Origin of the sequence: Hydrogenophaga sp. (assembly GCF_025699295.1) — a bacterium.
Classification (GTDB): domain Bacteria; phylum Pseudomonadota; class Gammaproteobacteria; order Burkholderiales; family Burkholderiaceae_C; genus Hydrogenophaga.
Map to the genome: position 1 here is coordinate 40873 of NZ_JAILWB010000006.1, position 14075 is coordinate 54947.

Annotated in this window: 16 protein-coding genes; 3 read left to right on the forward strand and 13 right to left on the reverse strand. The window is 67.2% G+C overall.

What is annotated here, in order from left to right:
- Positions 1-93: 93 nt before the first annotated feature.
- The 5 genes from K5880_RS07535 to katG all read right to left on the reverse strand — a co-directional run bounded on the left by K5880_RS07535 (position 94) and on the right by katG (position 4917).
- On the reverse strand, positions 94-369 hold the full coding sequence (locus tag K5880_RS07535; protein WP_297650394.1) for a DUF2277 domain-containing protein: 276 nt from the start codon (positions 367-369) through the stop codon (positions 94-96).
- A gap of 13 nt (positions 370-382) precedes the next feature.
- Positions 383-910, reverse strand: coding sequence for a GFA family protein (locus K5880_RS07540; protein ID WP_297650396.1), 528 nt, complete (start codon positions 908-910; stop codon positions 383-385).
- Positions 900-1325, reverse strand: coding sequence for a VOC family protein (locus K5880_RS07545; RefSeq protein WP_297650398.1), 426 nt, complete (start codon positions 1323-1325; stop codon positions 900-902). Before K5880_RS07545 ends, K5880_RS07540 begins: the two co-directional genes overlap by 11 nt.
- A 40-nt stretch (positions 1326-1365) precedes the next feature.
- Positions 1366-2646 (reverse strand): glutamate-5-semialdehyde dehydrogenase, encoded by a 1281-nt coding sequence (locus K5880_RS07550; protein ID WP_297650400.1) that lies wholly within the window; start codon positions 2644-2646, stop codon positions 1366-1368.
- A gap of 114 nt (positions 2647-2760) precedes the next feature.
- Positions 2761-4917: a catalase/peroxidase HPI gene (gene katG, locus K5880_RS07555; RefSeq protein ID WP_297650402.1), complete on the reverse strand. Its 2157-nt coding sequence runs from the start codon at positions 4915-4917 to the stop codon at positions 2761-2763.
- Positions 4918-5238: 321 nt separating this feature from the next.
- Here katG and K5880_RS07560 point away from each other — a divergent pair, with 321 nt between their 5' ends.
- Entirely contained in the window at positions 5239-6360 is a 1122-nt protein-coding gene (locus tag K5880_RS07560; protein WP_297650719.1) for a DUF2855 family protein, read from the forward strand.
- Between the two features lie 25 nt (positions 6361-6385).
- On the opposite strand, the gene K5880_RS07565 is transcribed toward K5880_RS07560, so the two are convergent.
- Positions 6386-6862, reverse strand: coding sequence for a hypothetical protein (locus K5880_RS07565; RefSeq protein WP_297650404.1), 477 nt, complete (start codon positions 6860-6862; stop codon positions 6386-6388).
- Between the two features lie 63 nt (positions 6863-6925).
- On the opposite strand from K5880_RS07565, the gene K5880_RS07570 reads away from it, so the two are divergent.
- The gene (locus K5880_RS07570; RefSeq protein WP_297650406.1) at positions 6926-7591 is read left to right on the forward strand and encodes a glutathione S-transferase; all 666 of its coding nucleotides are present in this window, start codon (positions 6926-6928) and stop codon (positions 7589-7591) included.
- Positions 7592-7595: 4 nt separating this feature from the next.
- On the opposite strand, the gene K5880_RS07575 is transcribed toward K5880_RS07570, so the two are convergent.
- From K5880_RS07575 to K5880_RS07585, 3 genes are all read right to left on the reverse strand, one after another.
- The gene (locus K5880_RS07575) at positions 7596-8084 is read right to left on the reverse strand and encodes a CreA family protein (protein ID WP_297650408.1); all 489 of its coding nucleotides are present in this window, start codon (positions 8082-8084) and stop codon (positions 7596-7598) included.
- Between the two features lie 96 nt (positions 8085-8180).
- Positions 8181-8633: an SRPBCC domain-containing protein gene (locus K5880_RS07580; protein ID WP_297650409.1), complete on the reverse strand. Its 453-nt coding sequence runs from the start codon at positions 8631-8633 to the stop codon at positions 8181-8183.
- Entirely contained in the window at positions 8630-9001 is a 372-nt protein-coding gene (locus K5880_RS07585) for a metalloregulator ArsR/SmtB family transcription factor (RefSeq protein WP_297650411.1), read from the reverse strand. Before K5880_RS07585 ends, K5880_RS07580 begins: the two co-directional genes overlap by 4 nt.
- A gap of 259 nt (positions 9002-9260) precedes the next feature.
- Here K5880_RS07585 and K5880_RS07590 point away from each other — a divergent pair, with 259 nt between their 5' ends.
- Positions 9261-10610 (forward strand): esterase-like activity of phytase family protein, encoded by a 1350-nt coding sequence (locus K5880_RS07590; protein ID WP_297650412.1) that lies wholly within the window; start codon positions 9261-9263, stop codon positions 10608-10610.
- A 43-nt stretch (positions 10611-10653) separates the two neighbouring features.
- Here K5880_RS07590 and K5880_RS07595 read toward each other — a convergent pair whose 3' ends face one another.
- The 4 genes from K5880_RS07595 to K5880_RS07610 are packed head-to-tail and all read right to left on the reverse strand — an operon-like array spanning position 10654 to position 14054.
- Complete coding sequence (locus K5880_RS07595; protein WP_297650414.1) at positions 10654-11361, reverse strand: ABC transporter ATP-binding protein; 708 nt, start codon at positions 11359-11361, stop codon at positions 10654-10656.
- Positions 11361-12110, reverse strand: a complete 750-nt coding sequence (locus K5880_RS07600) for an ABC transporter ATP-binding protein (protein WP_297650416.1) — start codon at positions 12108-12110, stop codon at positions 11361-11363. Before K5880_RS07600 ends, K5880_RS07595 begins: the two co-directional genes overlap by 1 nt.
- Complete coding sequence (locus K5880_RS07605) at positions 12107-13159, reverse strand: branched-chain amino acid ABC transporter permease (RefSeq protein WP_297650419.1); 1053 nt, start codon at positions 13157-13159, stop codon at positions 12107-12109. Before K5880_RS07605 ends, K5880_RS07600 begins: the two co-directional genes overlap by 4 nt.
- A gap of 1 nt (position 13160) precedes the next feature.
- Entirely contained in the window at positions 13161-14054 is an 894-nt protein-coding gene (locus K5880_RS07610) for a branched-chain amino acid ABC transporter permease (RefSeq protein WP_297650421.1), read from the reverse strand.
- Between the last annotated feature and the right edge of the window lie 21 nt (positions 14055-14075).

Below are 14075 nucleotides of genomic sequence, written 5' to 3' on the forward strand. Positions count from 1 at the left end.
GGGGGGAGGGGTATGAGCGGCGGGGAGTCACCCAGTGTAATGGGGGCGCGTGACGGCAATTCAAGGCCGGCGAGCCCCACCTGGGCGGCTGCCTCAGCCGGTCTGTCCGAAGCGTGCCGCCGCCCGCTCCCTCGCCTTCGCCGCCTCCACCTCGCGGTTCTTCGGCGCGGCCGTGGTGCGCAAGGACGTGATGAGCTCGCGCGCCGAAGCGGCCACCTGCTCCACCGCGCGCTCGAACGCGGCCTCGTTGGCCTGTGACGGCACGCTGAAGCCGCTGAGCTTGCGCACGAACTGCAGCGAGGCGTCGCGGATCTCCAGCTCGGTGGCGGGCGGGTCGAAGTTGAACAGGGTCTTGATGCTGCGGCACATGGCGGCGGGCTCCTCAGGTCTGTCGGGCGTCGCGGGCGGCCTGCCAGGCTTCGATGGCCGGCAGCAGCGCCTGCCGGCGCGCCAGGCTGTCCGCGGGCCAGTGCGCCTCACGCTCGTAGTATTCGGGCACCGCCGCCGCGCCCTCGGGCAAGATCACCCAGGGCTGTTTCGACGCCGTGAAGATGTGGATATCCGGCGGCAGCAGGTCCGGGTTGTCCAGCGTACCGACCCGCACGAAAGCGACCGCCGGGCCGGAGCCCGCGTAATGGCTCCAGAGCGCCACCCTGCAGTCCGGGCAGCGCATGATGGTCTGGCCCTGGCCACTGGCCGAGGGCGTGTGCACCGGCTCCGGCGGCTCGCCGAGCACGGTCACGCGGTCGGTCTCGATCATGGCGTTGAGGGCAAACGCCGCGCCCGATTCGCGCTGGCACCAGCGGCAGTGGCAGCAGTGCACGAACAGCGGCGCGCTCTCCATGCGGTAGCGCACCGCGCGGCAGTCGCAGCCGCCTTCGGCCGGAAAACGGGCGTCGTCAGGCGCCATGGCCTGTCCCGGGCGGCGGCGGTCCGCCCTGTCGTTCGTAGCTCACGGTGAGCAACTCCCAGACATGGTTGTCGGGCTCGCTCCAGTAGATCAGGCGACCGCCGAACGCGGGGTTGATCTGGTGATCGTCAGGACCATGCGGCAGGCTGCGGTAGGCCAGACCCGCGTCCTGGATGCGCCCGAGCACGGCGTCGAACACCTCCGGCGCCACGCGAAAGGCGAAATGCAGGCGTGGCAACGGCCCGCTCCATTGATCGAAAGCCAGCGTGAGCCCGTCGTTGACGTAGACCGGCGAGAACGGCCCGATGACACCCTGTTCGGCCCAAGGCACATCCAGCAGGCGCGCGAGCAGGCGGGCCGCCTCGATCCGGTCATGGGACGGCACGAACAGGTGATCGAGCTGGACGGTCGACACGGCAGTGCTTCCTTCCTCCCGCCGCGCGCCGCCCCGGGACTCAGCCCCGCACTTCGCCCTCGCCCAGCACCACGTACTTGAGCGAGGTCAGCCCTTCGACCCCGACCGGGCCGCGGGCATGGAACTTGTCGGTGCTGATGCCGATTTCGGCGCCCAGGCCGAACTCGAAACCGTCGGCGAAGCGGGTGCTCGCATTCACCATCACACTGGCCGAATCCACCTCGCGCAGGAAGCGCTGGGCGTGCACGTGGTTCGTGGTGAGGATGGCGTCGGTGTGGTGGCTGCTGTAGTGGTTGATGTGGGCAATGGCTTCGTCCACGCCCGCCACGAGCTTGATGCTGATGACCGGCGCGAGGTATTCCTCGGACCAGTCGGCCTCGGTGGCGTCCTTCAGGTTCGCGCCCGGCACCGCCGCCAGGATGGCGCGGCTTTCGGCGCAGACACGCATCTCCACCCCTTTGGCCGCAAAGATCGCGCCGATCTTCGGCAGGAACTCCGCCGCCACGCCGCGCGCCACGAGCAGGCTTTCGGTGGCGTTGCAGGGGCTGTACTTCTGGGTCTTGGCGTTGTCGGTCACCTTCACCGCCAGCGCGATGTCGCAGGGGTCGTCCACATAGGTGTGGCAGTTGCCGTCCAGGTGTTTGATGACGGGCACCCTGGCCTCGGCGCTGATGCGCTCGATCAGGCCCTTGCCGCCGCGCGGGATGATCACGTCCACGTACTGCGGCATGGTGATGAGCTGGCCGACGGCGGCGCGGTCGGTGGTGGGCACGAGCTGCACCGCATCGGCCGGCAGGCCGGCGTCCGTCAACGCGCGCTGCACCAGGGCGGCCAGCGCGCGGTTCGACTCGATGGCCTCGGAACCGCCGCGCAGGATGGCGGCGTTGCCGCTCTTGATGGACAGCGACGCGGCCTCGATGGTCACGTTGGGCCGGCTCTCGTAGACCATGCCGAACACGCCGATGGGCACGCGCATCTGGCCCACGCGGATGCCGCTGGGCATCTGCTTCATGCCCGAGATGTCGCCAATGATGTCGGGCATGGCCGCGAGCTGCTCGCAGCCCTGGGCGCAGATCTCGATGACCTTGGGGCTCAGCTTGAGCCGGTCCACCATGGGATCGCTCAGGCCGTTGGCGCGCGCGCGCTCCAGGTCTTTCGCGTTCTCCACCTGCAGGGCCTGCACGTTCTCGCGCAGCAGCGCGGCCAGCCCGCGCAGCGCCGCGAGCTTGGTGGCCGCGCTGGCCCTGGCCATGAGCGCCGAGGCCGCCTTGGCCTGCAGCCCCAGGGTGTTCATGAGTTCGGTGGTGTTGGTGGCGTTCATGGCGGAGATTTTCGCAGAGGGGCGGCGTTTGGGAAGCTGCAGGGGTCAAACGACGGCCGCCGTGCAAATAACAAAGGCCACCCGCAGGTGGCCTTTGTCGTGCCCGTCAGGCGCTCACGCCAGATCGAAGCGGTCGGCGTTCATCACCTTGGTCCAGGCGGCGACGAAGTCCTTCGCGAGCTTCTCCTTGCCGCCCGCGCTGGCGTACACCTCGGCGTAGGCGCGCAGCACCGAGTTGGAGCCGAAAACGAGGTCGTTGCGGGTGGCGGTGTACTTCAGCTTGCCGCTCTTGCGGTCCTTGCCCTCGAACACCTCGGCGCTGGCGTCCACCGGTTTCCACTCGGTGCCCATGTCGAGCAGCCTGACGAAGAAGTCGTTGCTCAGCGCGCCGACCTTGTCGGTGAACACGCCGTGCTGGCTGCCGTCGGCGTTGGTGCCGAGCACACGCATGCCGCCCACCAGCGCGGTCATCTCGGGTGCGGTCAGGGTCAGCAACTGGGCCTTGTCGATCAGCATGGTTTCGGTCGGCGCGACGTCCTTGCCACGTCCGTAGTTGCGGAAGCCGTCGATCACGGGCTCGAGCACGTCAAAGGCATCCACATCGGTCTGGTCCTGCGCGGCGTCCACACGGCCCGGCGCGAACGGCACTTCGACCACCACACCGGCGGCCTTGGCGGCCTGCTCGACACCCACCACACCGGCCAGCACGATCACGTCGGCCAGCGAGGCCTTGCCGCTGGCCTTCTGGATCTCCTCCAGCTTCGCCAGGGTCTTGAGCACGGGCTTGTTGATGGCCCAGCCCTTCTGCGGCGCGAGCCGGATGCGCGCGCCGTTGGCGCCACCGCGCTTGTCGCTGCCGCGGAAGGTGGAGGCCGAGGCCCAGGCCACGGACACCAGCTCGCCAACCGACAGGCCGGCCGCAGCGATCTTGCCCTTGAGGTCGGCGATGTCGGCCGCGGACGGCTTGTGCGTGGCGGCGGGCAGCGGGTCCTGCCAGATCAGGTCTTCCTTCGGCACCTCGGGGCCCAGGTAGCGCGCCTTGGGGCCCATGTCGCGGTGGGTCAGCTTGTACCAGGCGCGGGCGAAGGCGTCGGCGAAGGCCTGCGGGTCGTCATGGAAGCGTTTGGAGATCTTGCCGAACTCGGGGTCGAAGCGCATCGTCAGGTCGGTGGTGAGCATCTTGGGCTTGTGGAACTTGCCCTTGACGTGCGCGTCGGGAATGATTTCCTCGGCGTCCTTGGCCACCCATTGCTTGGCGCCGGCGGGGCTCTTCTCCAGTTCCCATTCGTACTTGAACAGGTTCTCGAAGAAGTTGTTGCTCCACAGCGCCGGCGTCTTCGTCCAGGTGACCTCGATGCCGCTGGAGACGGTGTCCTTGCCGTGGCCTTGCCCATAGTCGCTGTTCCAGCCCAGGCCTTGCGCCTCGATGGCCGCGGCCTCGGGCTCGGGGCCCTTGTGCGACTCGGGCGCGGCACCGTGGGCCTTGCCGAAGGTGTGGCCACCGGCGATCAGCGCGACGATCTCCTCGTCGTTCATGGCCATGCGGTAGAAAGTCTGGCGGATGTCCTTGGCCGCGAGCATGTAGTCGCCGCTGGCGTTGGGGCCTTCGGGGTTGACGTAGATCAGGCCCATGTGGGACGCGCCGAACGGCCCGCCGAGTTCGCGCTTGTCACCAATGCGCTGCGTGGCATCGACGTCCAACCACTTCATCTCGGGGCCCCAGTTCACGTCCAGGTCGGGTTCCCAAACGTCTTCGCGGCCGCCGGCGAAACCGAAAGTGCGAAAACCCATGGACTCCAGCGCCACGTTGCCGGCGAGGATCATGAGGTCGGCCCAGGAAATCTGCTGGCCGTATTTCTGCTTGATCGGCCACAGCAGGCGGCGCGACTTGTCGATGTTGACGTTGTCTGGCCAGGAATTCAGTGGCGCAAAGCGTTGCTGGCCACGCCCACCACCCCCACGACCGTCGATGGTGCGGTAGGTGCCGGCCGCGTGCCAGGCCATGCGGATCATCTGCGGGCCGTAGTGGCCGAAGTCGGCGGGCCACCAGTCCTGGCTGTCGGTCATGAGCTTGACCAGGTCGGCCTTGAGCGCCTTGTAGTCGAGCTTCTTGAATGCCTCGGCATAGTTGAAAGTCTCGCCCAGCGGGTTGGACTTGTTCGAGTGCTGGTTCAGCAGGTCCACGCGCAGCTGTTTCGGCCACCAGTCGCGGTTACTGGTGCCGCCGCCGGCGGCGTGGTGGTAGGGGCACTTGGCTTCTGTCGTGGACATGGCTTCTCTCCTTTTGTAGTGGTGGGATGGATGCGCAGCGACGCCGCGCCGATCGGGCGGCGGGCCACTGCTCTTCTATCACGGGATCGTGACGGATTTGGTGGCTGTGACGGCCTTCAATGCATTGGGAAACCGACAGCTTAGGTCGGTGCGCACCCATCGGCCATTTGATTGTCGGCATCCTCCGAATAGGCATTGCCTATCCATGGATGGGCATTCATGCGTAGTTACCCGAACCGCCGCTGGCGGCACGCGCGCGACACGCCCGCGCGCCCGGCCGGTGCACCATCGTGTCCGCCTGCCATCACCGCGAGACGCCCCATGACCACCGCCCAGTTCCAGGTCCGCAAGGACAGCCTCGACACCGCGCGCACCGTGTTGCTGCCCGACGTGCCGCTCTCAGACGGCCAGGTGCGGGTGCGCATCGAGCACTTCGCGTACACGTCCAACAACATCACCTACGCGGCGTTCGGCGACGCGATGAACTACTGGCAGTTTTTTCCGGTGGCGTCGGCGGACGGTGACGCCACCTGGGGCCTCATCCCGGTGTGGGGCTTTGGCGTGGTGCGGGAGTCGCGCTGCGCCGGGGTGGCCGAGGGCGAGCGCCTGTATGGCTACTGGCCGATGGCCTCCGAGGTGGTGCTGCAGCCGGTGCGCGTGTCGCCCGAAGGCTTCTTCGACGGCGCGCCGCACCGCGCCGCGCTGCACCCGGTCTACAACCAGTACCTGCGCTGCGCGGTCGACCCGCTGCACGATGCCGCCCACGAACCGCAGCTGGCGCTGCTGCGGCCGCTGTTCCTCACCGCCTGGCTGATCGACGATTTCCTGGCCGACAACACCTTCTTCGGCACCTGCGAGAGCGGCCAGCGCGGCGTGATGCTGCTTTCGTCGGCCAGCAGCAAGACGGCGTATGCCACGGCGGCGCAACTGGCCCAGCGACCCGAGGTGGAGGTGGTCGGCCTGACATCGGCCGCCAACGTGGCGTTTTGCGAAAGCCTGGGCGTGTACAGCCGCGTGCTCACCTACGAGCAGCTCGGCACGCTGGCGACCGACACACCCTGCGTCTACGTGGACTTCGCGGGCAACGGCGACCTGCGCAAGGCCATCCATGGCCGGTTGGGCAAGCTGGCCTACAGCTGCTCCATCGGCGGCACCCACGTGGACCGCCTGGCCGGCGGGCGCGACCTGCCCGGGCCGCGCCCGGTGCTGTTCTTTGCGCCGGCGCAGGCGAAGAAGCGCCACGGCGACTGGGGCGCGGCCGGCTTCAACGAACGGATGGCGCGCGCCTGGCATGCGTTCATGGGCCAGGTGAACCAGCCGGCGGCGCCCTGGCTGGTGGTGCAGACCCACCGGGGGCCCGAAGCGGTGCAGGCGGCCCACGCACTGGTGCTGGGCGGGCGCGGCGACCCGCGCCTGGGGCACATGCTGTCGCTGACAGCCTAGACAGCGCCTGCGCCGCTGTCCCCGATCAGCGCGGCTTCTCGAAACCGGCCGCGATCCAGGCCCGCGCGCTGTCCACATTCAACCGGAAGGTGGGTGGCACGGGCACGCGGGCCAGTTCGGCGTCGAGCTCGTCCCACGCGCTCAGTGTCGCGGTGGCACCTTCTTCGTCGGGCACGATGGCCAGCGCGACCCGGATGCGGCGTCCTTCCACGTTCACGCTCACGTTCTTGTTCAGTTCGGCATGCCGCTGCTGCTCGGAACGGCGGATGACCTCCCTGGCGGTTTTCACCAGGGTGTTGAACGCGGCCGTGTCCAGCGGCTTGGGGTTCTTCTTGTCGCGGCCCATGGTCCAGGGCCCGACCAGGGCCGGCTCGGCGCCACCATCGAGGTACATGGCCACCGCCCAGCCGTCGTCGTCTTCGTTCTTGATGACGCGGGCCGTCCAGTGGCCGTCGCTCCAGAGGCGGTCTTCGTGAATGGGTTCGTGTGTGTCGGTTGTCATGGGGTCAAGGGTACAGGCAGAACGCGCAGGCGAAGCGCGGACATTGCGATGTAATCAGGTGCCATGACGCCATCCACCGCCCCCCTGCTCTACAGCTACCGGCGCTGCCCCTACGCCATGCGCGCGCGCATGGCGCTGCTGGTGGCGGGCATCGCGTTCGATGTGCACGAGATCGTGTTGCGCGACAAGCCCGCTGCCATGCTGGCGCTGTCCCCCAAGGGCACGGTGCCCGTGCTTCGCCTGCCCGACGGCAGCGTGCTGGAGCAGAGCCTGGACATCATGCGCTGGGCGTTCGCCGCGCACGACCCCGAGGGCTGGTGGGCCCGCGCGCAAAGCGCCACCCACCTCGACCTGCTTGCGGCGTGCGACGGCCCCTTCAAGCGCCACCTGGACCGGTACAAATACCCCGAACGTTTCGGCGATGCCGGTGACAGGGCGCTGCAACGTGATGCCGCCGTCGAGACGCTGCTGAAGCCGCTCGACGCGCAGCTGCAGCACGCAGCCCAGCTGGGCGGCCCCAATCCGTGCGCGACGGACATCGCCCTCTTCCCCTTCGTGCGCCAGTTCGCGGCGGTGGAGCCGGTCTGGTTCGCGCAACTGCCCTTGCCGGCGCTGAAAACCTGGCTGGAGAACTGGCTCGCACATCCACTTTTTGCAGCGGCCATGGTCAAGCTGCAAAGCGGGAAGGTGGTGCGCTTTCCCTTCTCGTGGCCACCCGAAGGCGTCTGAGCCTTCAGCGCAAGGGAATGGCGGTGGCGCGGTCCACCGCCACCGCCGTCAACGAGTTCTGCGGCGAGCCTTCGATCACGCGGTCCGAGTAGGTGAGGTAGACCAGCGTGTGCCGTTTCGCATCGACCATGCGCACGATGCGCAGCCGCTTGAAGACCAGGCTGATGCGCTCGCTGAAGATTTCTTCCTGCGCCTTGATCGGTTTGGCAATGGCGATCGGCCCCACCTGACGGCAGGCGATGGACGCCTCCGACTTGTCCTCGGCCAGACCAAACGCCCCGGAGATGCCACCCGTCTTCGCGCGCGAGACGAAGCAGGTGACGCCACTCACCCCCGGGTCGTCGAACGCCTCGACGACGATCTTGTGGTTGGGGCCGATGAACTTGAACACGGTACTGACTTCGCCAATTTCTTCGGCGTGGGCAGCGGGTGTGGCCGCGATGGCCACGAACGCCAGAAGAAGGGAGGTGATGGAAAGGGCGAAACGGCGCATGGCGGTCTTCCGGAGAAATTCGAATGGCCACACGGTAGCAGGTCGCCAGCGGCGCGGGCCATCGCGCGCCGAGCTCATCGCAGCCCGCTGGCGCCCTCAGGCGCCGGTCCCTTCCAGCGCGGCCTCCAGGCTGGCCAGGATCTGCGCCCAACCCTGGCGTGCACGGTCGGCGTAGTCCTTCCACTCGGGCTGCATCTCAGCCGTGAGGTGCAGCGTGCAGCCGCCATCGCTCTCCGGGGTGATTTCGATGGTCACGATGTCGAAGGTGGGCGATGCGGCTGGAATCCCGAAGGTGAACACCAGCCGCCGCGGCCGTTCGATGGCGAGGTACTCCCCGGTGTGCTCCACGTCGCCGTCAGGACGCCTGTCGGTCAGAACGAACTGCCCGCCTACGCGTGGGTCGATGTCGCAGCGGACCATCTCGCCGGTGTCCGTCGAGAACAGGAAGCGGCTCGCCAGGCGCACATCGAGCCAGGCATCGAACACCCGCTCGGCCGGTTGGCGGAACCGGTGACGGACAGTGACTGCGAGATGGTCTTCGGTCTTCATGGTCGACGAACTCCTTTGCTTTGCGGGGGTGAAACTGCATCCTCCTCGTCCAGCAGCGCCTGCAAGCGCTGCAGGCGGCCCGTCCAGGCGCGCTGGCGCGACTGAAGCCAGTCCGACGCCTCTGCCAGCGGTCGCGGTTCGAGACGCAGCAAATGTTCGCGCCCCGAGCGGCGGCGCGTGATGAGGCCGGAACGCTCCAGGATGCGGATGTGCTTGGACACGGAGTTGAGCGAGATGTCGAACGGCGCGGCCACCTCGGTCACACGGGCTTCGCCCGAGGACAGCCGCGCCAGGATGGCGCGGCGGGTCTCGTCGGCCAGGGCAACGAACAGGTTGTCGAGTCGGCTGGTGGTCAACGCATTCTTCATTCACCTATTTTGGTGAATATTGAATCATCGGTCAACAGGTCTCGGCCGTTCTTCCTTCATGGGGCGCGAAGCGCCTCATGCGATTCAGCAGCACGTTCCTTGCTCCCTGCAGAGAAAGGCGCGGCCCATCAGGGCGTCAACACACCGTCATGAAGGTGTCGCGTTGCCGTCATGGCCAGCGGACAAGCTGGGCAGCAGGCCCGTGCCGCCCACTGACCGAGCATGGCGCACGTCCTCTGACACCTACGAAAGCACCCTCATGAAGTTGCACACCTCTGCCCTGCTCGCCCTGGCCGCCGCCAGCGTGGGCTTTGCCGTCCAGGCCCAGACCGCCTACCCGGCCACCCTGGCGGGCCACGCCCTGCTGCCCGCGATGACCGTCATTCCCGCGCCCAAGAACGCGCCGGCCGACCTGCGGGTCAGCGGCAAGTTCACCACCGGCAAGCTGGTCGAGAAGATCGGCAGTGTCGAAGGCCTTTCGGCTGGCCGCCCCACCGGTGTGTCGCTGCCCTTCAAGGGCCAGCCCGTTCAGGGCCACTCGGGCATCAAGAAAATGCCCGACGGCACGTTCTGGATCCTCACCGACAACGGCGCCGGCGCCAAGGCCAACTCGCCCGACTTCGCGCTCTACCTCAACCACTACAAGGTCGACTTCAAGAGCGGCCAGTTCACGCGCCTGAAGACCGTTTTTCTGCACGACCCCGACAAGAAGGTGCTGTTCCGCGTGGTGCACGAAGGCACGAAGCAGCGCTACCTGACGGGCGCCGACTTTGACCTGGAAAGCTTTCAGTTCGCCGGCGGATCGATCTGGATCGGCGAGGAGTTCGGCCCCTACCTCATCCAGGCCGACATGAACGGCAAGGTGCAGGCCGTGTTCGAGACACAGGTGGACGGCAAGACCGTGCGCTCACCCGACCACCCTGCCGTCACCACGCCCGGCGCACCGGGCGGCGAAGTGAAGTTCCAGGTCCGCCGCTCCAAGGGCTATGAGGGCATGGCCGCATCGAAAGACGGCAGCAAGCTCTATGCGTTGCTCGAAGGCGCGCTCCACGACGAGGCGACCAAGGGCGCCGAAGCCCTGGACGGCAAGCAATACCTGCGCGTGCTGGAGTTCGACGTGAAGACGGAGCAGTGGACCGGCCGCCACTGGAAGTACGTGCTGGAAGCCAACCACCACGCCATCGGCGACTTCAACATGATCAGCCCGACCGAGGGCCTGATCATCGAGCGCGACAACGGCGAAGGCACGGCCGACAAGGCCTGCCCCGAAGCCACGAAACGCGCCGACTGCTTCCACGACCTGGCGAAGTTCAAGCGCGTCTACAAGGTGGAACTGAGCGAAGCCAACGTGGGCGGCCCCGTGCGCAAGATCGGCTACATCGACCTCATGAACATCGCCGATCCGAACCAGCTGGCCCGCAAGCCGCTGAACAACGGCGTGCTGACCTTCCCCTTCTTCACGATCGAGAACGTGGACATGGTGGACGCGCGGCACATCGTGGTGGGCAACGACAACAACCTGCCTTTCTCCAGCAGCCGCGATCCCAACAAGGCCGACGACAACGAGCTGGTGTTGCTGGAAGTGGGCGAGTTCCTGTCGGCGCGTTGAGCGCACCGCTCGCTCTCATGGCGTTTTCCTGATCGCTCGGCACCTACACGCTGATGCGCCCCAGCAGCGCCTGACGGTCGCCTGGATCGCAGGAGTTGCCTTCGGCGACCACCTGACCGCGTTCGATCAGGTAGTGCCGTGTGGTCAGCTTTATCGCGCGATGCACATTCTGCTCAACGAGGACGATGGGCGTTCCTTCGCGGGACAACTTGCCGATCAGTTCAAAGATCTCGTCAACGATCATCGGCGCGAGGCCCTCCGTGGGCTCGTCGATCAGCAGCAAACGCGGCGTGCCAGCCAGCACACGAGCGATGGCCAGCATCTGCTGTTCGCCGCCTGAGAGAGTTGTGCCCATCTGACGCCGCCGTTCGGCCAGCCGGGGGAAACGCTGGTAAATCTCGTCCAGACGACGACGGGATTCGTCACGGCTGCGCGAGGGGCACTGCATCTGACCCAGGCGCAGGTTCTCTTCGACCGTCAAACCGGGAAAGATGCGCCGGTCCTCGGGCACCAGCCCGATGCCACGGCGGCAGATCTGGTCGGCACTGACGCCATCGAGGCGCTCGCCGTCGAACAGCACCTGTCCGCGCGAGGGGGATACCCAGCCCGCGATGGTCTTGATCACCGTGGTCTTGCCCACACCATTGCGGCCGAACAGGCCGATGACTTCGCCTTTGCCCACGCGCAGGTCGATGCCTTGCAGAACGTGGCTCAGTCCGTAGTGGGCGTGAACGCCTTTGAGTTCGAGCATCAGTGAATCTCCCCGAAGTAGGCGGCCTGCACCGCCGGATTGGCACGCACCTCGGCCGGTGTGCCTTCGGCCAGCTTCTGGCCCTGGTGCATCACGACCACGTGGTCCGACAGTTGCATCACCAGTTCGACGTCGTGTTCCACCAGCAGGATGGACAACCCGTGGTCGCGCGACAGGCCGCGGATCAGCGTCTCGGTCTCGCGTGTGTCGGTGTGGCTCATGCCCTGGGTGGGTTCATCGAGCAGCAGCATGCGCGGTCGCGAGGCGAGCGACACCGCGATCTCCAGGCGCCGCTGCTCGCCGTGCGACAGGTAGCCGGCCAGTTCATCGGCCTTGGCGCGCAGGTCGAACTGGTCCAGCAGCTCGTCGACGCGCTGCCCGGCGGTGGTGCTGTGGGCCAGTGGCCGGAACAGGCCCCGGCCGCGTTCCAGGAACTGCGCGGCCAGGCGCAGGTTCTCGCGAACCGTCAGATCGAAGAACAAGTTGGTGATCTGGAACGAGCGCGACAGACCGCTGGCCAGCAGCTGGTGTGGTGCCTGGCCCGTCACGTCCTCGCCTTCGAAGCGCACGGCGCCGGCCGTGGGCCGGATGGCGCCGCTGATGAGGTTAAACAGGCTGCTCTTGCCCGCCCCGTTGGGCCCGATGACTGCCGTGATGCGACCTGGTTGGGCCTCGAAGCTCACATCGTGCACGGCCTTGAGGGCGCCGAACTGAACGCTCAGCCCCTGCACGGAAAGAATGGCGCTCATGGGCGGGTTTCCTTGCGTGTGCGGCGGGCGTCCAGCCAGCGTTGCAATGCCGGTGCTGCGTAGCCGATCAGGCCGCGTGGCATCACTATCACGACGATCACGAACATCACGCCGATGACGATGTGGTGGTGCGCGGTGAAGGAACCCACCACGGAGCGCAGGCCGGTGAGGATGGCCGAGCCATAGAGCGGCCCGATCAGTGTTCCCGTGCCACCGACGATGACGTTGATGATCGCGTTGCCGGACACTTGGAAGAACATCAGCTCGGGCGAGACGAAACCGCGCAGCATGGGGTAGAGCGCGCCACTGGTGCCGGCGATGCAGGCCGCTGCCACGAAGGCGGCGAGCTTGTAGCGCCACGGGTCGACACCCAGGAAGGCCACGCGGTGCTCGTTGGTCCGGATGGCGTCGAGCTGGCGGCCCACGGGGGTGTCCATCAGGTAGCGCAGCCCCAGGTAGACCGCGCCGATGATGGCCAGCACCACGAGGAAGAAGCCTTCGGGCGTGCCCGAGTTCAGGCCCGGCGCCACGGCAGCGGCGGGCACGCCGATGATGCCGTCGGATGCGCCGAGTTCGCGCGTGTTGTAGATCACCTTGGACAGCACCTGCGCCAGGCCGAAGCTGATGAGCGCGAAATAGACGCCTTTGGAACGGATGGCGATCAGGCCGCCGATCAGCCCGGCCACCATGCTGAACGCCAGCGCGCTGGCCATTGCCAGCCAGAAGGAGTCGCTCCAGTGCTTGAGCACCAGCGCCGACACGTAGGCGCCCAGGCCGAAGAACAGGGCCTGCCCCAAGGGCAGCAGCCCGACCCGGCCCAGCAGCAGGTCCACCGACAGCGCCAGGCCGCCGAAGATCAGGGCTTCGGTGGCCAGGCGCAGGTAGAACACGTCGCCCAGGGCCAGCGCGGTGGCACCGAACAGCAAAGCGCCGGCGAAGAACAGGATGGCCAGCCAGGACGTGGCGGAGCGGCGGGTCGCCGCCGGAGTCGAATGGCCCAGCGCGTTGCGGCGTGGCGCCAGCGTGGAGGAAGATGCCGGTGTGCTCATGTCAGGCGCTCCCGAGTTTTCCGAACAGGCCCTGTGGGCGCCACATCAGCACCAGCACCATGATCCCGAACAGCAGCGGATCGCTCCACACGGGCGAGATGTACAGGCTGGAGATGGACTGCACCTGCGTGAGCAGCAGGCCTGCCAGCACCGCGCCCTTGATGGAGCCCATGCCGCCGATGATCACCACGCTGAAGGCGATGAGCACGAAGTCGCGCCCCATGGTGGGAAACACCGAGTAGATCGGCGCGAGCAGCACGCCCGCGATGCCCGCCAAGGCCACGCCGAAGGCGAAGGTGGCCGCATAGACGCGGTGCACCGGTACGCCCAGCGACGCGCTCATGTGGCGGTCGTAGGCGGCGGCGCGCACCACGGCGCCCACCGAGGTCCGGAACACCAGCAGCCATACCGCGGCGATCAGAACCCCTCCGAACAACATCACGAACAGCCGGTAGTTGGGAAAGAACAGGCCCACCATCTCGGTGGCACCGCTGATGGGCGCCTCCAGGCGCAAGGGGTTGGCGCCGAAGACGATCTTGAGCGCGTCTTCCAGCACCACCGCCACGCCGAAGGTGAGCAGCAGGGTCAGCGTGTGGCGGTCCTTGCTGTGGAACACGCGCTGGATCAGGCCGCGCTCGGTGGCGTAGCCCAGCACCGCCATCAGCAGCGGCGTCAGGACCAGCGCCCACCAGAACGACAGGCCCAGGCCCAGCAGGGCCACGGCCAGGTAGGCACCGATGGCGTAGAACTCGCCATGGGCCATGTTGATGACATCCAGCAAGCCGAAGATGATCGTCAGACCCAGGGCCATCAACACCACGGCCACGCCGATGGATAGGCCGTTGATCATCTGCGGTGCCAGCACGAACTGCAGCCACTCCAGGGCGTTGCTCATGGTGTTGTGCTCCGGGCGTGG